The sequence below is a fragment of the Stenotrophomonas sp. HITSZ_GD genome, from assembly GCF_029543105.1.
Lineage (GTDB): Bacteria > Pseudomonadota > Gammaproteobacteria > Xanthomonadales > Xanthomonadaceae > Stenotrophomonas_A.
The window spans coordinates 1-17,731 of the sequence record NZ_JARQXB010000019.1; the positions used below are offsets into that span (position 1 = coordinate 1).

The following is a 17,731-nucleotide window of genomic DNA, read 5'->3' on the forward strand; positions in this document are numbered from 1 at the left end:
CACGGCGTGTCCCGAAAGGGCCCAGCCCCCGCAGGCCGTGCACAAATAGCTGCAAGCCGACCCACATCGAAGGCCAACAAACCCAAAAACCCACGCAGACAAACAAAAAGGGCGGCCAACGGCCGCCCCACAAAAAAACCCCCACCTACCTCTCAAGCCACATAAACCGTCTTGACGTTAGTGAACTCATGAATCCCATGCTCGGCCAACTCCCGCCCGAACCCTGACCGCTTCGTCCCGCCAAACGGCAGCCGCACATCGCTCTTCACGATCGCGTTGACGAACGCCGCCCCGCACTCCAGCTGCTGCGCCACCCGTTCGCCACGCGCCGCATCGCCGGTCCACACGCTGCCGCCCAGCCCGTAGGTCGTATCGTTGGCCACGCGCACCGCCTCCGCCTCGTCGGCCACCCGCAGAATCGCCGCCACCGGGCCGAACAGCTCCTCCTCGTAGGCCGGCATCCCTGGCCCCACCGCATCCAGGATCGTCGCCGGATACGCCGCGTGCGTGCCCGCCACCGGCTCGCCGCCCAGCAATACCTTCGCGCCCTTCTCCACGCTCGCCCGCACCTGCTTGTGCAGCTCGTCGCGCAGGTCGGCCCGCGCCATCGGCGCCAGCGTCACGTCCTCGCGCTGCGGATCGCCCGCCACGCGCTTGGATGCCGCCGCCACGAACTTCTCCACGAACGCATCGGCAATCGGCGCCACCACGATGAAACGCTTGGCCGCGATGCACGTCTGCCCCGCATTGTCGAAACGCGACTTCACCGCCGCGGCCACCGTCTTGTCCAGGTCCGCATCTTCCAGCACCACGAACGCATCGCTGCCGCCCAGCTCCATCACGCTCTTCTTCAGCTGCTCGCCCGCATTGCCGGCGATCGACCGCCCTGCCCGCTCGCTGCCGGTCAGCGTCACCGCCACCACGCGCGGATCGCGCAGCACATCGGCGGCCTGGTCGTTGTCGATGTGCAACACGTCGAATACGCCGGCGGGAAAGCCCGCCTCGTCCAGCACCGCCTTGATCGCATCCGCGCAGCGCGGCACGTTGCTCGCATGCTTGAGCAACGCCACGTTGCCCGCCATCAGGCCCGGCGCCAGGAAACGGAACACCTGCCAGATCGGGAAGTTCCACGGCATCACCGCGAGCACGCAGCCGATCGGCTCGTAGCGCACATAGCTGCGCTGCGCCTCGGTGCGGATCTCCTTGGGCTGGAGATACTCCGCCGCGTGGTCGGCGTAGTACGCGCAAGCCTGCGCACACTTGTCGATCTCCGCCAGCGCCTCCACCCGCAGCTTGCCCATTTCGGCGGTCATTGCCCGCTGGATATCCTCGCGGCGCCGGGTCAGCGCCTCGCCGGCCTGGCGCATCAACGCCGCGCGTTCGGCCAGCGGGCGCGCCGCCCAGGCCGGAAAAGCTCGCGCGGCCGCCGCCAGCCGCTGCTCGACCGCCGCCGCGTCCATCAGCTGCACCGTGTGCTCGGACTGGCCGGTATGGGGGTTGATCGTCTGGTAGCTGGACATCGGGGCACTCCGCGGAATCAAGGCGGCCATGGTAGTCCGCACCAGGTCGTGGCGATGTCAGCGGAGCATTGCAGGGGTGGAACGCTGCGGGATGGGGCGCGATCAGCTGTTGTCCTGCAACGCCATCTGCATGTCGCGCTGCCGGCGCTTCTCGCTGCGCGCCATGAGCCACCACCCCACCACCGCGGCCAGCGACACCGCCAGCACCATGATCGTCGCCAGCGCGTTGATCTTCGGGCTGATGCCGAGCCGCACGGAGGAAAACACCTTCATCGGCAGCGTGGTCGAACTCGGCCCGGCGACGAAACTGGCGATCACCACGTCGTCCAGCGAGAGCGTGAACGCGAGCAGCCAACCGGATACCAGCGCCGGCGCGATGATCGGCAACGTGATCAGGAAGAACACCTTCAAGCGGTTCGCCCCCAGGTCCATCGCGGCTTCTTCCAGCGAGCGATCCAGCTCCTGCAGCCGCGAGGACACCACCACCGTCACGAACGAGATGGTGAAGGTCACGTGCGCCACCCAGATCGCCATCACGCCCTTCGGGGCGATGCCCAGCACGCCGCCCATCGAGACCAGCATCAGCAGGATCGACAGGCCGATGATCACCTCCGGCATCACCAGCGGCGCGGTGATCAGCGCGCCGAACAAGGTCTTGCCGGGGAAACGCCGCAGCCGCGTCATCACCAGCGCGGCCATCGTGCCGATCACCATCGAGGCGGTCGCCGTCCAGAACGCCACGCGCAGGCTCACCCATGCCGCGTCCAGCATCTGGCGGTCGCGCAGCAGCTCGCCGTACCACTTGGTCGAGAAACCCGCCCACACCGTCGCCAGCCGCGAGGAATTGAACGAGTACACGATCAGCAGCAGGATCGGCAGGTACAGGAACGCGAAGCCGAAGCACAGCACGGCCCAGCGCATCACCTGCCCCCCGCGGTTGCCGATCACGACAGCCTCCCTTCCAGGTCGCGCTGCTGGTAGCGGTTGAAGATCAGGATCGGCACCAGCAGCAGGAGCAGCATCACGATCGCCACCGCCGAGGCCGCCGGCCAGTCGCGGTTGTTGAAGAACTCGCCCCACAGCACGCGGCCGATCATCAGCGTGTCCGGGCCGCCGAGCATTTCCGGGATCACGAACTCGCCCACCGCCGGGATCATCACCAGCATGCAGCCGGCGATGATGCCGCTGCGCGACATCGGCAAGGTGATCGTGAGGAACGCCTTCCATGGCCGCGCGCCCAGGTCGTAGGCCGCTTCCAGCAGGCGCCGGTCCAGCTTGACCAACGTGGCGTACAGCGGCAGCACCATGAACGGCAGGTAGCAGTAGACGATGCCGATATAGGCGGCCAGCGGCGTGTAGAGGATGCGCAGCGGCTCGTCGATCACGCCGATGCCCATCAGCACGCGGTTGAGCAGGCCGTTGCTGTCCAGGATGCCGATCCAGGCATACACGCGGATCAGGAACGAGGTCCACGAGGGCAGCACCACCAGCATCATCGCCACGTTGCGTGCCGCCGGCGACATCCGCGCGATCACGTAGGCCATCGGGTAGCCCACCAGCAACGCCAGCACGGTGGAGATCGCCGCGATCTTGATCGAGCTCAGGTAGGCGGCGATGTACTGGCTGTCGGTCAGCAGGTTGAGGTAGTTGCCCAGGTTGAGCTTGAGGTGGAAGGCGTTGTCCACGTACTCCAGGATCGGCGTGTACGGCGGCATCGCGATGGCCAGCCGCGAGAAGGAAATCTTCAGCACGATCAGGAACGGAATCGCGAAGAACACGATCATCCACAGGTACGGCGGGGCGATCACGCCCCAGCGCGCGCCCGGCAGCCAGCGCTTGAGCGGCGCCAGGTTCATGAGGTCAGCACCACGCCGTCGTTCTCGCCCCAGCTCACCCATACCTCGTCACCCCAGGTCATGCCTTCGCTGGCCCAGCGCTGCTGGTTGGTGAAGTTGGCCATCAGCTTGAAGCCGCTGGGCAGGCGCACGTGGTACACCGAATGGCTGCCGAAATAGGCGATGTCCTCGATGGTGCCGCGCGCCTTGTTGTACGGATGCGCCGGCTCGTCCTTGCCGATGGCCAGCTTCTCCGGGCGCACCGCGAAGGACACCTGCTGGCCCTCGAAGCCGGTGATGCCATGGCCGATGTAGACCGGCACCGGCAGCACCTCGGTCCTGAGCGTCACGTACTCCGGCAGGTCCTCGTCGATCACGCCGTCGATCAGGTTGACCGAGCCGATGAACTCGGCCGCGAAGCGGTTGGCCGGCTGCTCGTAGATGTCGTCCGGCTTGCCGACCTGCTGGATCCAGCCCTGGTCCATCAGCGCGATGCGGGTGGCCATGGTCATGGCCTCTTCCTGGTCGTGGGTGACCATCACGCAGGTCACGCCGGAGGTCTCGATGATGTTGACCAGTTCCAGCTGCATGCGCGAACGCAGCTTCTTGTCCAGCGCGCCCATCGGCTCGTCGAGCAACAGCAGCTTGGGCCCCTTGGCCAGCGAACGCGCCAGCGCCACGCGCTGCTGCTGGCCGCCGGAAAGCTGGTGCGGCTTGCGCTTGCCGAGCTTGCCCAGTTGCACCAGTTCCAGCATCTCGCCCACGCGCTTGCGCACGGCGTCGCGTGAGAGCCCATCCTGCTTCAGGCCGAAGGCGATGTTCTGCTCCACCGTCATGTGCGGGAACAGTGCGTAGGACTGGAACATCATGTTGATCGGCCGCTCGTAGGGCGGCAGCTCGTTCATCACCTGCCCGTCGAGGACGATGCGACCCTTAGTGGGCTTCTCGAAGCCGGCCAGGCAGCGCAGCAGCGTGGATTTGCCGCTGCCCGAGCCGCCGAGCAGCGCGAAGATCTCGCCCTTGCGGATCTGCAGGTTGACGTCGTCGACGGCGACGAAACCGTCGAACTCCTTGCGCACGTCCTGGATGGAGAGGTAGCCCTCGCCGCCGCTGGGCGGGGCGGGAGCGCGCTCGGGCTTGGCGTCGGTCGGTGCCATCGGATCCCTCTGCTATGGAACGGCTTGCTCCGGCGCGCGCTCCCATCGCACCGGCGTACGGCCGGCATGATCGCAGATGCCGCCGTCGCGGTCACGGGCGTTCGGGCCTTCCGCAAGGAAGGCCCGGCGGCTTACTGGCCGGTCTTCAGTTCCGTCCATTGGCGCGTATACAGGCGGTCCACTTCCGGCGGCATGATCTTCAGGCCGAACAGCTTGGCCTGCACCTCCGGCGGCGGATAGATGGTCGGGTTGTCGCGGATGGCCGCGTCGATCAAGGGCGTGGCCGTGGTCACCGGATTGGGATAGCTGACGAAGTTGGTGTTGGCCGCCGCCACTTCCGGGCGCAGCAGATAGTTGATGAACGCATGCGCGTTATCCGGGTGCGGGGCGTCCTTGGGGATCGCCAGCATGTCGAAGAACTGCAGCGCGCCTTCCTTCGGGATCGAATAGGCCACGTGCACGCCGTTGTCCGCTTCCTTGGCGCGGTCGCGCGCCTGCAGCACGTCGCCGGACCAGCCCACCGCCAGGCAGATGTTGCCCTTGGCGAGCGCGTCGATGTACTGCGAGGAATGGAAGTTGCGGATGTACGGCCGGATGCTGCGCAACACCTTCACCGCGCGCGTGATCACCGCCGGGTCGGTGCTGTTGGGATCTTCCCCGAGGTAGTTCAGCACGGTGGGAATGATCTCCGACGGCGTATCGAGCAGCGTGACGCCGCAGTCCTTCAGCTTGGCCACGTTCTCCGGCTTGAACACCAGGTCCCAACTGTTGACGACCTCGTCGGTGCCGAACACCGCCTTGATCTTGTCCACGTTGTAGCCGATGCCCGTGGTGCCCCACAGGTACGGCACCGCATACTTGTTGCCGGGGTCCTGCTGGGCGATGCGCGCCATCATCGCCGGATCGAGATTGGCCAGGTTCGGAATCTTCGACTTGTCCAGCGGCTGGAACACGCCGGCCTGGATCTGCCGGCCCAGAAAACTCAGCGACGGCACCACCACGTCGTAGCCGCTGGCACCGGCCAGCAGCTTGGCCTCCAGCAGCTCGTTGCTGTCGAACGTGTCGTAGACGACCTTCACCCCGGAGGCCTGCTCGAAGCCGGGCACGGTGCCGGCGGCGATGTAGTCCGACCAGTTGTAGACGTTCAATTCCCTGGCTTCGACGGCGGCGGACTTGCCGCTGCCGTCATGCCCCCCGGGCGTGTCGCCGTGGCGGCCGCAGCCGCCGATCCCCATCACCACCACCGCAAACGCCAGCATCCACCGACTCGCGTGCTTCATCGTGGTCTCCCAGGCCGCCCATGGGCGGCGGTTGCGGACACCGCGCAGGCGGCCTCCGGTATTGCCCTCCCCTTTCGACGTCCGCGCGCTCTGCTGGCGCGTCGGAGAATGCGTGTGTACGTGCTGCTTGCCGTGCGGCCCCCTTGCCCCGGGCCGGCGCGCAGCCGCCCTGCCGGCGGCCGCGCCTTGACGCCCCCGCCTCAGCGGCCGGTCTTGATCTCCGTCCACAGCCGCGTATAGAGCTTGTCCACTTCCGGCGGGTTGATCGAATAGGTGAACATCTTGGCCGCCACATCCGCCGGCGGGTAGATGGTCGGATCGTTGCGGATTTCCTCCGACACCAGCGGCGTGGCCTTCGGCACCGGGTTGGCGTAGTGGATGAAGTTGGTGTTGGACGCGGCCACTTCCGGCTGCAGCAGGTAGTTGATGAACGCGTAGGCGTTCTCCGGGTGCGGCGCGTCCTTGGGAATGGCCAGCATGTCGAACCACTGCGGCGCGCCTTCCTTCGGAATCGAATAAGCCACCTGCACGCCGTTCTGGGCTTCCTCGGCGCGGTCACGCGCCTGGATGATGTCGCCCGACCAGCCCACCGCCAGGCAGGTGCTGCCGTTGGCCAGCGAGGTCACGTACTGGCTGGAGTGGAAGTTCTGCACGTAGGGGCGGATCTTCTTGATGAGATCGGCGGCCTGCTGGATCTGCGCCGGGTCATGGCTGTGCGGGTCGAGCTTGAGGTAGTTCAGCGCGATCGGGATCAGGTCCGACGGCGTATCCAGGAGGGTGACGCCGCAATCCTTCAGCTTGGCGATGTTTTCCGGCTTGAACACCAGGTCCCAGCTGTTGGCGATGTCGGTGCTGCCGAAGGCGGCCTTCACCTTGTCCACGTTGTAGCCGATGCCGGTGGTGCCGATCATGTACGGCACGCCGTACTTGTTGTCCGGGTCCTGCTGGGCGATGCGCTTCATCACCTCCGGATCCAGGTTGGCCAGGTTCGGGATCTTGCTCTTGTCCAGCGGCAGGAACACGCCGGCCTGAATCTGGCGGCCGAAGAAGTTCAGCGTCGGCACGACCAGGTCGTAGCCGCTGCCGCCGGCCAGCAGCTTGGTCTCCACCATCTCGTCGCTGTCGAAGGTGTCGTAGACGACCTTGATGCCACTGGCCTTCTCGAAGTTGGGGATGGTGTCCTCGGCGATGTAGTCCGAGTAGTTGTAGACGTTGAGCACCTTCTCCTGGGCCGCGCCGGCGTCGCCGGACTTCGCCGCGTCGGCGCGCTGGTCGCCCTTGCCGCCGCAGGCGGCCAGCAAGGTGGAGGCAAGGGTGAGGGTGAGGATGCGCAGCTTCATCGAAGTCTCCTGGGAGCCACGGGGGATGGCGGAGCGGGAGGGAGGGCGGACCCGTCCAGCGTACCCAGCGCCGGGCTATTTGCCCAGCGCATCGGCGCACTCGTCCAGCGCTTTCCAGGCCTTGTCGAACAGCTCGTCCACCTGCAGCCGGGTGATGACCAGCGGGGGCGAGAGCAGCATGGCGTCGTAGGTGGCGCGCAGGATCAGGCCGTGGCGCAGGGCGATGTCCCGGCACAGGGCGCCCACCTTGCCGCGCTCGGGGAAATAGGCGCCGCGGCGGCGCTTGTCCGGCACGAGCTCCAGCGCACCCATCAACCCGGCGATGCGCGCCTCGCCCACCAGCCGGTGCTCGCCCAGCTCGGCCCAGCGCGCGGCCAGGTAGGGGGCGATGTCGAGGCGGGCATGCTCCACCACGCGCTCGTCGCGCAGGATGCGCAGGTTCTCCAGCGCCACCGCCGCGCACACCGGATGCCCCGAATAGGTGCAGCCATGGGCCAGCTCGCCCCCCTGCGCGGCCAGCACGCCGGCGACGCGGTCGTTGAAGATCGCCGCGCCCAGCGGGATGTAGCCGGAGGTGATGCCCTTGGCGATGGTCATCACGTCCGGCTGGAAGCCGAAATACTGCGAGCCGAACCATTCGCCGGTGCGGCCGAAGCCGCAGATCACCTCGTCGGCCACCAGCAGCACGTCGTAACGGCGGCAGATGCGCTCGATTTCCGGCCAGTAGCTGCGCGGCGGGATGTACACGCCGATCGCGCCCATGATCGGCTCGCCGATGAAGGCGGCCACGCGTTCCGGCCCCAGTTCGAGGATCTTCTCCTCCAGCCGCCGCGCGGCGAGCAGCCCGTATTCCTCCGGGTCCAGGTCGCCGGCATCGCCGAACGGGTACGGCGGATCGATGTGGTGGATGTCCGGGATCGGCAGCCCGCCCTGCTTGTGCATGCCCTTCATGCCACCCAGGCTGGCGCCGGCCATCGTGGTGCCGTGGTAGCCGTCGTGGCGGCCGATGAAGATGTTCTTCTGCGGCTGGTCCTGCACCGCCCAGAAGTGGCGGACCAGGCGCAGGATGGTGTCGTTGGCCTCCGAGCCGGAGTTGGTGAAGAAGGCATGGTTGAGATCGCCCGGCGTGAGTTCGGCGATCTCCGCCGCCAAGCGGATCGTCGGCTCGGTGGTGCACTGGAAGAAGCTGTTGTAGTACGCCAGCGTGCGCATCTGGTTGGCGGCAGCATCGCCCAGTTCGGCGCGGCCGTAGCCGATATTGACGCACCACAGCCCGGCGAAGGCATCGAGCAGCTTGTGGCCTTCGGCGTCCCACACGTAGCAGCCCTCGCCGCGGGTGAGGATGCGCGTGCCCTTGGCGGCCAGGGCGGCGTTGTCGTTGAACGGGTGCAGGTGGTGGGCGGCGTCCAGTTGCTGCAGGTGGTGGAGCGTGGTGTGGTCCATGTCGGCGGTCCCGGCGGGGTCAGACGTTCAACAACAGGAACTCGCGCTCCCACGAACTGATGACGCGGAAGAACGTTTCGTATTCCTTGCGCTTGACCGAGATGTAGGCGCGCACGAAACGCGGGCCGAGCATGGCCTGCAGCGGCTCGCAGCTTTCCAGTTCGTCCAGCGCTTCGCCCAGCGAGCGCGGCAGGTCGTAGCCCTCTTCCTTGCCGCTGCCGGTGAAGGCCGGCGTCGGCTCCAGCTTCTCGCGGATGCCGAGCAGGCCGCAGGCCAGCGTGGCGGCCATGGCCAGGTAGGGGTTGGCATCGGAACCGGCGAAGCGGCTTTCCACGCGCATGTTCTCCGGCGTGTCGATCGGCACGCGCAGCCCGCAGGTGCGGTTGTCGAACCCCCACAGCACGTTGCTCGGCGACACTTCGCCGAACACCAGGCGGCGATAGGAATTGACGTTCGGCGCGAAGAACGCCATCGCCATCGGCACGTACTTCTGCAGCCCGCCCAGGTAATACAGGAAGGTCTGGCTCAGGCCGTCCGGGCGCTTGCCGCTGAAGACGTTGCGGCCCTTGGCATCGAGCAGGCTCTGGTGGATATGCATCGCACTGCCCGGCTCGGTTTCCATCGGCTTGGCCAGGAAGGTGGCGTACACGCCGTGGCGCATAGCCGCCTCGCGCATGGTGCGCTTGAACAGGAACACTTGGTCGGCGCGCGAGAGCGCATCGGCATGGGTGAAGTTCACTTCCAGCTGCGCGGCGCCGGATTCGTGGATCAACGTATCCACGTCCAGCTCCATCGCATCGCAGTAGTCGTACATCAGGTCCAGGATCGGGTCGAACTCGTTGACCGCGTCGATGGAATACGACTGCCGCGCGGTTTCCGCGCGCCCGGAACGGCCGGCCGGCGGCAGCAGCGGGAAATCGGGGTCGGTGTTCTTCTGCACCAGGAAGAACTCCAGTTCTGGCGCGACCACCGGTTGCAGGCCGGCCTCGGCGTAGCCGGCCAGCACGCGGCGCAGCACGTTGCGCGGCGCCAGCTCGTGCGGCTGGCCGTCGCGGGTGTAGCAATCGTGGATGACCTGCGCGGTGGGGTCGGTCGCCCACGGCACCATGCGCACGGTGTCCGGGTCCGGGCGCAGCTGCATGTCCGAATCCGAAGGCGAGGTCAGGTCGTAGTAGTCGTCCGGGTAGTCACCGGTGACGGTGGTGGCGAAGATGCCCTCGGGCAGGCGCGTGCCGTAGTCGTGGGAGAACTTGTCGGCCGGGATGATCTTGCCGCGCGCGTTGCCGGTGATGTCCGGCACCAGGCACTCGACCTCGGTGATGTGGCGCTCCTTGAGCCAGCGCCGCAGCGAGCTTTCGGCCTGTTCGGGAACGTTCTTGCGCGAGCGGGAGCGGACGGTGGTCATGGCGGGGAAAGGGACCGTTGGGTGGCGTAGCGGCGGCAGGCGTCGCCGAAGGCACGGAAGATGCCGAGATAGAAAGGGTTGTCGCGCACCCGCCATTCCGGGTGCCACTGCACGGCGAGCAGGAAGCCGGGACCAGGACCGCGAAAGGCTTCGACGAGGCCGTCGGGCGAGACCGCCTCGACGATCATGCCTTCGGCGAGGCGGTCGATGCCCTGCCCGTGCAGCGAATTCACCCGCACCGAATCGCCGCCGGCGATCCCGGCGAGCCATCCACCGGCGGCCAGCTGCAACGCATGCGCCGGGCCGTACTGCACTTCCAGCGCGGCCTCGACGTCTTCGCGGTGGTCGGACAGGCCGGGGACCTCGTGCACCTTCGCATGCAGGCTGCCACCCAGCGCCACGTTGACCTCCTGCAGGCCGCGGCAGATCGCCAACACCGGCAGGCCACGCGCGATCGCGGCGGGAATCAGCGGCAGGGTGTTGGCGTCCCGCGCGGGGTCATGCGGGTTGCCTTCCCAGCTCGGGCCGCCGGCGTAATGATGGGGTTCGATGTTGCTGACCGCGCCGGTGAGCAGCAGGCCGTCCAGGCGGTCGAGCCAATCCGCGGCCGGCACGGCCGGCTGCAGCGAAGGCAGCAGCACCGGCGTGGCGTGCGCCCCTTCGACGACGGCGCGCACGTACTTCTCGCCGACGGCAAGGAAGGGATGCGGGCCGATGATCTTGCGGTCGGACGGCAGGCCGACCAGCGGAGGGAGGGCCATGCGAATTGCTCGTTCTGGCTTGCCCGCAACTTACCCCGGGCGTTTTATTTTTACAACAACGCCGCGGCACGCGGCGCGCGGCCGCCCGGCAAACCGGCCCCCTGCCCGCCGCGCACGCCGCCATGCGTTGAGTATTCTTGACACCCGCTGCCCTCTGCTAAGCTCGTCCCGACCCCCGATGGCACCGCCCATGGCCGACGATTCCGCTTCGCCGCTGCCCGCCCACGATGCCCGCGCGCTCGCCTCGATCGACGGCTGCGAGCAGGTCGACCTGCTGCTGTGCGACACCAACGGCCTGCTGCGCGGCAAGCGCATCACCCGCGAGGCGCTGGAGAAGGTGTACCTCAACGGCGTGTGCCTGCCGATGTCGCTGATTGCCACCGACATCACTGGCAACACGGTGGAAGAGACCGGCCTGGGCTACGACATCGGCGACGAGGACCGCATCTGCCGGCCGGTGCCCGGCTCGCTGCGGCCGGTGCCGTGGGCAACGCGGCCGACCGCGCAGCTGCTGCTGTCGATGGAGGACGGTGCCGGCGGCGTGTTCGAGGTGGCCCCGCGCGCCGTGCTCGAACGCGTGCTGCAAGGGTTCACCGCGCGCGGGTGGACACCGGTGGTGGCGGTGGAGCTGGAGTTCTACCTGTTCGACGCCGCGCCCGACGCGCGCGGCCGCCCGCAGACGCCGCGGGACCCGCACAGCGGCCTGCGCAGCGACAGCACCCAGGTCTACTACCTGCAGGAGCTGGACGAGCATCGCGAGTTCATCGACGCCGTGGCGTCCGCCTGCCGCGCGCAAGGCATCCCCGCCGACACCGCGGTGGCCGAGTACGCGCCGGGCCAGTTCGAGATCAACTTGCTGCATCGCGCCGACGCAATGGCCGCCTGCGACGACGCGATCCTGCTCAAGCGCACCATCAAGGCCATCGCCCAGCAGCAAGGCAAGCTCGCCAGCTTCATGGCCAAGCCGTTCGCCGAACAGGCCGGCAGCGGATTGCACCTGCACGTGAGCGTGCTCGACGCACAGGGCCGCAACCTGTTCGACGGCATCCCCGAGGCCCCCGCCGATGCCCTGCTGCACGCGGTGGCGGGCCTGCAACAGGCCGCGGCGTCCTCGCTGCTGCTGTTTGCCCCGCACGCCAACAGCTACCGGCGCTTCGTGCCCAACGCCTTCGTGCCGCTCAACGACAGCTGGGGCTTCAACAACCGCACCGTGGCGCTGCGCATCCCGCACAGCGACGCGCGCAATACCCGCATCGAGCATCGCATCGCCGGCGCCGATGCCAATCCCTATCTGGTCACCGCCGCGGTGCTGGCCGGCCTGCTCGATGGCCTGATCGCGCAACATCCGCCCGGCCCGGCGACCAGCGGCAACGCCTACGCGCAGATCGAAGCGGCCACGCCTTCGTGGCGCGACGCCATCGAGGCCTTCCTGCAGGACGATTTCATCGCCCGCCATTTCGGCGAACGCTTCCGCCACATCTACGGCCAGCAGAAGCGCCGGGAAATGCTCGACTTCCACGCCCAGGTGCCCGACCTGGATTACGCCTGGTACCTGCGGACGGTGTGATGGCCCGCGATGGCGCCAGCGGCTATCCCCCCAGCTGGTACGCCGCCAGTGCCGGTTCGCTGCCCGCGCAGCCGCCGCTGCGCGGCGCCCAGCGCGCGGACGTGGCCGTGCTCGGCGCCGGCTACACCGGGCTGACCGCCGCGCTGGCGTTGGCCGAGGCCGGGCATCGCGTCATCGTGCTGGAGGCCGAGCGCGTGGGCTGGGGCGCCTCCGGGCGCAACGGCGGGCAGGCGATCGTCGGCTATGGCTGCGAGCAATCCACCCTGGAGGGCCTGCTCGGCGCCGACCAGGCGCGCCTGCTGTTCGACCTCTCGCGCGAAGGCATGGCGAACCTGCGCGGGCGCATCGCCCGCCATGCCATCGATTGCCACTGGCGCGACGGCTACGCCCACGTGCCGCTGAAGCCGCGGCAGGTGCGCGCCTTGCGCGCGGACCTGGTCGAGATGGCCGAGCGCTACGACTACCCGCTGCAGTGGTGGGACCGCGCGCAGCTGCGCGCGCACCTCGGCAGCGACCTCTACCTGGGCGCGGTATACGACGCCGCCAGCGGCCACCTGCATCCTCTGCAATACGCGCTGGGCCTGGCCCGCGCCGCGCTGGCGGCTGGCGTGGTGATCCACGAGCACTCCCCGGTCAGTCGGCTGGCCATGGGCGCGCAGCCGGTGCTGCACACCGCGCACGGCGAGGTACGCGCGGACTACGCGGTGATCGCCGGCAACGCCTGGCTGCACGGCATAGCCCCCGCGCTGGAGGCGCGGATCATGCCGGTGGGCACCTACATCGGCGCCACCCCGGTGCTGGGGGCCGCGCACGCGCGCGCGTTGATCGGCAACGACATGGCGGTATCGGATGCGAACTGGGCGCTGGATTATTTCCGCCTCAGCCACGACCACCGGCTGCTGTTCGGCGGCCGCGCCAGCTATTCCTCGCTGCCACCGCCGGGACTGCGCGGCCTGATGCAGCGGCGCATGGCGCGCGTGTTCCCCCAATTGCGCGATGTCGGTTTCGAATACCTGTGGGGCGGCTACGTGGACATCACCCGCAACCGCGCGCCGGACTGGGGCCGGCTGGCGGACAACGTGTACTACGCCCAGGGCTTTTCCGGGCACGGCGTGGCCACCAGCGGACTGGCCGGGCAGTTGATCGCCGAGGCGATCAGCGGGCAGTCGCACCGGCTGGATGCGTTCGCGCGGATCGCGCACCGGCCCTTCCCCGGCGGCAAATGGCTACGCACCCCGCTGCTGGTGGCGGCGATGAGCTGGTACCGGCTGCGCGATGCGCTGTGGTGAGCAGCCGTGGGGCGTCGCCGGCCTGTTGGCGGGAGCAGCGTCAGCCGCGAACGCGGGATGGGTCGCGTCGCGGCTGAAGCCGCTCCTGCCAGGAGGCTACTGTGGATACCAGAACACCTCCTGCGCCATCGCCGGCCGCAGCCGCGCGGCATAGCGATTTCCGAGATAACGCCGCAGCCCGCCGTCGGTGAGGTAGTTGGTCATCGCGCCGAATGCCATCGCCTGGTCCAGCAGGAGCATGCACTGGCTCACGGTGCCGGTGCCCACGTCCACGCTGTCGCGGAAACCGTAGCGCTCGTCGTAGACCCCCGGGAAATGCTGGCGCAGCTTCTGCAGGTTCGCCAGCGCGGCGGTGGGCTCCAACTCAATCGGCAGGAACACCGCATGCGGCGTCACCACCGCGCCGGCGCGTGCGCCCTCGTCCTGCCCCAATGGCGAATAGCCGCCGATGCCCAACGGCGGCGCGCCATATTCGGTATACCCGCGGGTGGCGGGGATCATCGCCGGCGAGAAACCCCAGTAGCCGAAGTTGTCCAGGCCGTAGCGGACGTGCGCCGCCGCCATCTGCGGATGCGAACGCCCCCACGCCTCCGGCGCCCATTGCGTCTCGGGGATCAGCACGAACGGCAGGAAGGTCTCGAACATGCTGCCGCCCCAGTTCGGCAGGAAACGGTGCGCGCCGTAGGTCACGGTGTGCTCGTAGACGCGCACGCCCTCGTACTGGCGGAACTGCGCCGGGTTGTCCTGCCCGCGCCACCAGGGCCAGCGCTCCACGCGGAAGTACTGCGACGCCGGCACGTGTCCCTCGCCGATCGCCAGGTAGGAGATGAAGCGTCCTTCGGTCATGAGGTCGTAGGTGCCGCCGGAGAACGCACGGCTGCCGAGGTCGTAGTTGTTGTAGAACTGGCCCTTGTCGGCGTTCAACAGCGTGGCGAAGTCCATCTTCGCCAGCAGCGCTTCGGCACGCGGCTTGAGCGCCGGCGAGGACTCGGCGATCAACGCCAGCCCGGCCGCCAGCCAGGCGTTGTCCACGGACGAGATCGTGCCGTTGTCGATCCGCGGCCCGTCCACCTTCGCCGCCCAAGCCAGCATGCCGCCCGGTGCGCCGGCCGCGGCGGCCTGGTCCTGCAGGGTGGCGATGGCATCGAGCAGCGGCAGCAGCTTCTGCCGCGCCGCCTCCTCGCCGATCAGGCCCAGTTCGCGCGCGCCCAGCACGCTCCACACGAACGCGCCGATGTTGGCGATGAAGGTGTAATCGGTGCGCGAGAGGCTGCCATCGTCCTCGAAGCAGAGCTTGTCCGAGGGCAGCGCCTTGCCGGTATCGAACTGTTGGATCGCGTTCCACATCGCCTCGGCGTAGACGCGGACCTGCTGGCGCTCGACCTCGGCCTGGCGCTGGGCGGGGTCGGGCACCGGGGTAAAAGCGCCCTGCCGGCGGCGCCAGGCCGGATCGGGCAGCGCGGCGGGCGTGGCGCGCCGGCGATCCTCGGGCACCGGCGTGCTCATGCTGCCCGCAACGGTGGCCATGGCGGCCCAGCCGGCGATGGCGGCCGCGGACAGGGCCAGCAGCCCCGGCACCCGCAGGCGGCGCGGGAGGAAACGGGAGGGATTCATGGGCTTCTCCTGGAACGGGTCGGGGGTGCGCCAAACGACGCGAGGGCACGACACCACGCGGCCGGTACCCGGGGCCATGCGACGTATCCACCGCCCGGCCGGCCGCCCCCCGCCACGAATTCCGTGAATTGGCTCAAGTTTTTCCCGCGGCCGCCGCTACTTCTGGCGACTCCTTCCATCCGGCTCCCGGATCCATGTCCGCCACCGCACCCGTCCGCCCCTACGACGACGGTAGTTCCCTCCCCCAGCGCATCCTGCTGGTGGAAAACTCGCGCACGTTCACCACGCTGCTGCGCGAGGCCATCGAGCAGCGCGTCGAACTGCCGGTCACGGTGGTCTCCACGCTGGCCGAGGCGGCGCGGGTGCTGGACGAGGAAGAAGGCTGGTTCCTGGCACTGACCGGGCTGGTGCTGGTGGATGGCGACCGCGACCAGGTGGTGGAGTTCTTCACCGCGCGCAACCTGCCCACCGTGGTGGTCAGCGGCGTGTACGACGAAGACCTGCGCCGGCGCGTGCTGCAGCAGCAGATCATCGACTACGTGGTGAAGAACGCCCCGGGCAGCATCGATTACCTGGCCTGGCTGGTGCAGCGCCTGGAGCGCAACCGGCGCATTTCCGCGCTGGTGGTGGACGATTCGCTTTCCGCGCGCACCTATGCCGCCAGCCTGTTGCAGATGTACGGCTACCGGGTGGTGGCGGTGGCCGACGGCCTCGCCGGGCTGCAGGCCATCGAGCAGGACCCGAGCATCCGCCTGGCCATCGTGGACCAGGAAATGCCCGGCATGGAGGGCGTGGAGTTCACCCGCCGCCTGCGCGGGTTGCGTACGCGCGACAAGGTCGCGGTGATCGGCATCTCGGGCAACACCGACGCCTCGCTGATCCCGCGCTTCCTGAAGAACGGCGCCAACGACTTCCTGCGCAAGCCGTTCTCGCGCGAGGAGTTCTTCTGCCGCGTCTCGCAGAACATCGACCAGCTGGAACTGATCGGCACGCTGCAGGACCTGGCCACGCGCGACTACCTCACCGGGCTGCCGAACCGCCGCCATTTCCTGGAGCAAAGCCAGCGCACGCTGCCGCGCCTGCTGGCCGAGCGCCAGAGCGTGACCGCGGCGATGCTGGACATCGACCACTTCAAGCACATCAACGACACCTGGGGCCACGAGGCCGGCGACGACGCGCTGCGTGCCGTGGCCGCCGCGGTGGGTGCGCACGCCCGCCCGCAGGACCTGGCCGCGCGCTTCGGCGGCGAGGAATTCTGCCTGCTGGTGCCCGGCCTGGACCCGGCGGGCGCCGCCGAGTACTTCGAACAGCTGCGCGCGCGCATCGAAGCGCTGCGCGTGCCGGTGGGCGAGCAGGAGCTCCGCATGACCGCCAGCATCGGTTTCTGCACCGCGCGCCGCCACGACGAATCCCTGCATCACCTGCTGGGCGAGGCGGACAAGCACCTGTACCTGGCCAAGGCCGCCGGCCGCAACCGCCTGAGCTACGCCCTGCCTTCCGGCGCCGCGGCCGCCTGATCCGCGGCGCGGGCCTTGCGCCCGCGCCCGCCGGCGCGCCTTGATCCGGATCAAGGCCGCGCTTTCGTCGCACCGCCATGCTGGCCCCGCTCACAGAAGAGGGGAAGGACGATGGCGCTGCTGACCTGGCAGGACGAACTCAACACCGGCATCGAGGTGATCGATCACCAGCACCAGCGCATCGTGGAGATGATCAACCACCTGCACGTGGCGCGGCACAGCCTGGAGCCGATGGCGGTGGCCGAGGTGATCGACGAACTGGTGGACTACACGCTCTCGCACTTCGCCTTCGAGGAGGAGCTGATGGAGGAAGCGGGCTACCCGTTCTGCGCCGCGCACAAACGCGTACACGAGGTATTCGGCAAGCGGGTGATGGAGTACCGGCTGCGCTTCGCCGCCGGCGAGGACATCGCCGACGAGCTGCGCGCGATGCTGGCGCGATGGCTGTTCAACCATATCCGCGGCGATGACCAGGCCTATGCCGAGACGGTGAAGCGGCATCTCAACCGCTTCACGCGCGAGCATGAGGAAGGGCGGTGGTTGTCGCGCACGTTGCGGCGGTTGTTTGGGTGAGGCCGCGGGGGTGGCGGGTCAGTCGCCCAGGTAGAAATCGATGGGGATGAGTTCGACGGCCCAGCCGGCCTGCGCCCCGACGTTCGCGGCCGGATGCATTGATGCGACGCGCAGCGCATCGTCGTGGGTGTCGGCCTCGATGATGAAGAGCCCGCCGACCAACTCCTTGGATTCGGTGTAGGGACCGTCCACGACCTGCGTCCTGCCATCGCGCGGGAGCAGCGTGCGCCAGCCTTCCAGGTCGCCGAGCGAAGCGGATACCCGAACCTTGCCCGTGGCGCGCATCTTCTCGTCCAGCGCGGGGCATTGGCTGACGAGGGCTTTGACCTCTTCCGGGGTCATGGCGGACATCTTTTCGGGAGTGAAGTAAGCGAGGCCGAGGTATTTCATGGGTGATCCTGAAGTTGGGATACCTGGACGACGAAATTGC

15 protein-coding genes are annotated in these 17,731 nt (G+C 68.3%); 4 read left to right on the plus strand and 11 right to left on the minus strand.

The features are described from left to right. Window positions 1-152: 152 nt before the first annotated feature. The 9 genes from P6166_RS15185 to P6166_RS15225 form a co-directional block, all read right to left on the minus strand. On the minus strand, window positions 153-1,550 hold the full coding sequence (locus P6166_RS15185) for an NAD-dependent succinate-semialdehyde dehydrogenase (protein ID WP_277765285.1): 1,398 nt from the start codon (window positions 1,548-1,550) through the stop codon (window positions 153-155). A gap of 72 nt (window positions 1,551-1,622) precedes the next feature. After that, window positions 1,623-2,441 (minus strand): ABC transporter permease subunit, encoded by an 819-nt coding sequence (locus P6166_RS15190; RefSeq protein ID WP_277765327.1) that lies wholly within the window; start codon window positions 2,439-2,441, stop codon window positions 1,623-1,625. Window positions 2,442-2,464: 23 nt separating this feature from the next. Further along, window positions 2,465-3,376 (minus strand): ABC transporter permease subunit, encoded by a 912-nt coding sequence (locus P6166_RS15195; RefSeq protein ID WP_277765286.1) that lies wholly within the window; start codon window positions 3,374-3,376, stop codon window positions 2,465-2,467. Continuing rightward, complete coding sequence (gene potA, locus P6166_RS15200) at window positions 3,373-4,512, minus strand: polyamine ABC transporter ATP-binding protein (protein ID WP_277765287.1); 1,140 nt, start codon at window positions 4,510-4,512, stop codon at window positions 3,373-3,375. The genes P6166_RS15195 and potA overlap by 4 nt, the downstream gene beginning before the upstream one ends. Window positions 4,513-4,643: 131 nt before the next feature. After that, the gene (locus P6166_RS15205; protein ID WP_277765288.1) at window positions 4,644-5,792 is read right to left on the minus strand and encodes an extracellular solute-binding protein; all 1,149 of its coding nucleotides are present in this window, start codon (window positions 5,790-5,792) and stop codon (window positions 4,644-4,646) included. A gap of 200 nt (window positions 5,793-5,992) precedes the next feature. After that, window positions 5,993-7,132, minus strand: coding sequence for a polyamine ABC transporter substrate-binding protein (locus tag P6166_RS15210; protein ID WP_277765289.1), 1,140 nt, complete (start codon window positions 7,130-7,132; stop codon window positions 5,993-5,995). 75 nt (window positions 7,133-7,207) lie between these two features. Then, entirely contained in the window at window positions 7,208-8,575 is a 1,368-nt protein-coding gene (locus P6166_RS15215) for an aspartate aminotransferase family protein (protein WP_277765290.1), read from the minus strand. Window positions 8,576-8,594: 19 nt separating this feature from the next. Beyond that, entirely contained in the window at window positions 8,595-9,980 is a 1,386-nt protein-coding gene (locus P6166_RS15220; protein WP_277765291.1) for a glutamine synthetase family protein, read from the minus strand. Continuing rightward, window positions 9,977-10,741 (minus strand): gamma-glutamyl-gamma-aminobutyrate hydrolase family protein, encoded by a 765-nt coding sequence (locus P6166_RS15225; RefSeq protein ID WP_277765292.1) that lies wholly within the window; start codon window positions 10,739-10,741, stop codon window positions 9,977-9,979. Before P6166_RS15225 ends, P6166_RS15220 begins: the two co-directional genes overlap by 4 nt. A 190-nt stretch (window positions 10,742-10,931) precedes the next feature. Between P6166_RS15225 and P6166_RS15230 the strand changes: the two genes are divergently transcribed. Both P6166_RS15230 and P6166_RS15235 read left to right on the plus strand, forming a co-directional pair. Then, window positions 10,932-12,308: a glutamine synthetase family protein gene (locus P6166_RS15230; RefSeq protein ID WP_277765293.1), complete on the plus strand. Its 1,377-nt coding sequence runs from the start codon at window positions 10,932-10,934 to the stop codon at window positions 12,306-12,308. Continuing rightward, entirely contained in the window at window positions 12,308-13,597 is a 1,290-nt protein-coding gene (locus tag P6166_RS15235; RefSeq protein ID WP_277765294.1) for an FAD-binding oxidoreductase, read from the plus strand. Before P6166_RS15230 ends, P6166_RS15235 begins: the two co-directional genes overlap by 1 nt. Window positions 13,598-13,693: 96 nt before the next feature. Here P6166_RS15235 and P6166_RS15240 read toward each other — a convergent pair whose 3' ends face one another. Next, on the minus strand, window positions 13,694-15,211 hold the full coding sequence (locus P6166_RS15240) for a glucoamylase family protein (RefSeq protein WP_277765295.1): 1,518 nt from the start codon (window positions 15,209-15,211) through the stop codon (window positions 13,694-13,696). Window positions 15,212-15,405: 194 nt separating this feature from the next. Between P6166_RS15240 and P6166_RS15245 the strand changes: the two genes are divergently transcribed. Both P6166_RS15245 and P6166_RS15250 read left to right on the plus strand, forming a co-directional pair. Further along, window positions 15,406-16,728, plus strand: a complete 1,323-nt coding sequence (locus P6166_RS15245) for a diguanylate cyclase (protein ID WP_277765296.1) — start codon at window positions 15,406-15,408, stop codon at window positions 16,726-16,728. Between the two features lie 111 nt (window positions 16,729-16,839). Beyond that, entirely contained in the window at window positions 16,840-17,301 is a 462-nt protein-coding gene (locus P6166_RS15250) for a bacteriohemerythrin (RefSeq protein WP_130318050.1), read from the plus strand. Window positions 17,302-17,319: 18 nt separating this feature from the next. On the opposite strand, the gene P6166_RS15255 is transcribed toward P6166_RS15250, so the two are convergent. Further along, window positions 17,320-17,691: a YciI family protein gene (locus P6166_RS15255; RefSeq protein ID WP_277765297.1), complete on the minus strand. Its 372-nt coding sequence runs from the start codon at window positions 17,689-17,691 to the stop codon at window positions 17,320-17,322. Between the last annotated feature and the right edge of the window lie 40 nt (window positions 17,692-17,731).

Coding starts and splice junctions, on each gene's coding strand:
- P6166_RS15185 (WP_277765285.1), bottom strand. CDS start 1,550: ATGGCCGCCTTGATTCCGCGGAGTGCCCCGATGTCCAGCTACCAGACG.
- P6166_RS15190 (WP_277765327.1), bottom strand. CDS start 2,441: ATGCGCTGGGCCGTGCTGTGCTTCGGCTTCGCGTTCCTGTACCTGCCG.
- P6166_RS15195 (WP_277765286.1), bottom strand. CDS start 3,376: ATGAACCTGGCGCCGCTCAAGCGCTGGCTGCCGGGCGCGCGCTGGGGC.
- potA (WP_277765287.1), bottom strand. CDS start 4,512: ATGGCACCGACCGACGCCAAGCCCGAGCGCGCTCCCGCCCCGCCCAGC.
- P6166_RS15205 (WP_277765288.1), bottom strand. CDS start 5,792: ATGAAGCACGCGAGTCGGTGGATGCTGGCGTTTGCGGTGGTGGTGATG.
- P6166_RS15210 (WP_277765289.1), bottom strand. CDS start 7,132: ATGAAGCTGCGCATCCTCACCCTCACCCTTGCCTCCACCTTGCTGGCC.
- P6166_RS15215 (WP_277765290.1), bottom strand. CDS start 8,575: ATGGACCACACCACGCTCCACCACCTGCAGCAACTGGACGCCGCCCAC.
- P6166_RS15220 (WP_277765291.1), bottom strand. CDS start 9,980: ATGACCACCGTCCGCTCCCGCTCGCGCAAGAACGTTCCCGAACAGGCC.
- P6166_RS15225 (WP_277765292.1), bottom strand. CDS start 10,741: ATGGCCCTCCCTCCGCTGGTCGGCCTGCCGTCCGACCGCAAGATCATC.
- P6166_RS15230 (WP_277765293.1), top strand. CDS start 10,932: ATGGCCGACGATTCCGCTTCGCCGCTGCCCGCCCACGATGCCCGCGCG.
- P6166_RS15235 (WP_277765294.1), top strand. CDS start 12,308: ATGGCCCGCGATGGCGCCAGCGGCTATCCCCCCAGCTGGTACGCCGCC.
- P6166_RS15240 (WP_277765295.1), bottom strand. CDS start 15,211: ATGAATCCCTCCCGTTTCCTCCCGCGCCGCCTGCGGGTGCCGGGGCTG.
- P6166_RS15245 (WP_277765296.1), top strand. CDS start 15,406: ATGTCCGCCACCGCACCCGTCCGCCCCTACGACGACGGTAGTTCCCTC.
- P6166_RS15250 (WP_130318050.1), top strand. CDS start 16,840: ATGGCGCTGCTGACCTGGCAGGACGAACTCAACACCGGCATCGAGGTG.
- P6166_RS15255 (WP_277765297.1), bottom strand. CDS start 17,691: ATGAAATACCTCGGCCTCGCTTACTTCACTCCCGAAAAGATGTCCGCC.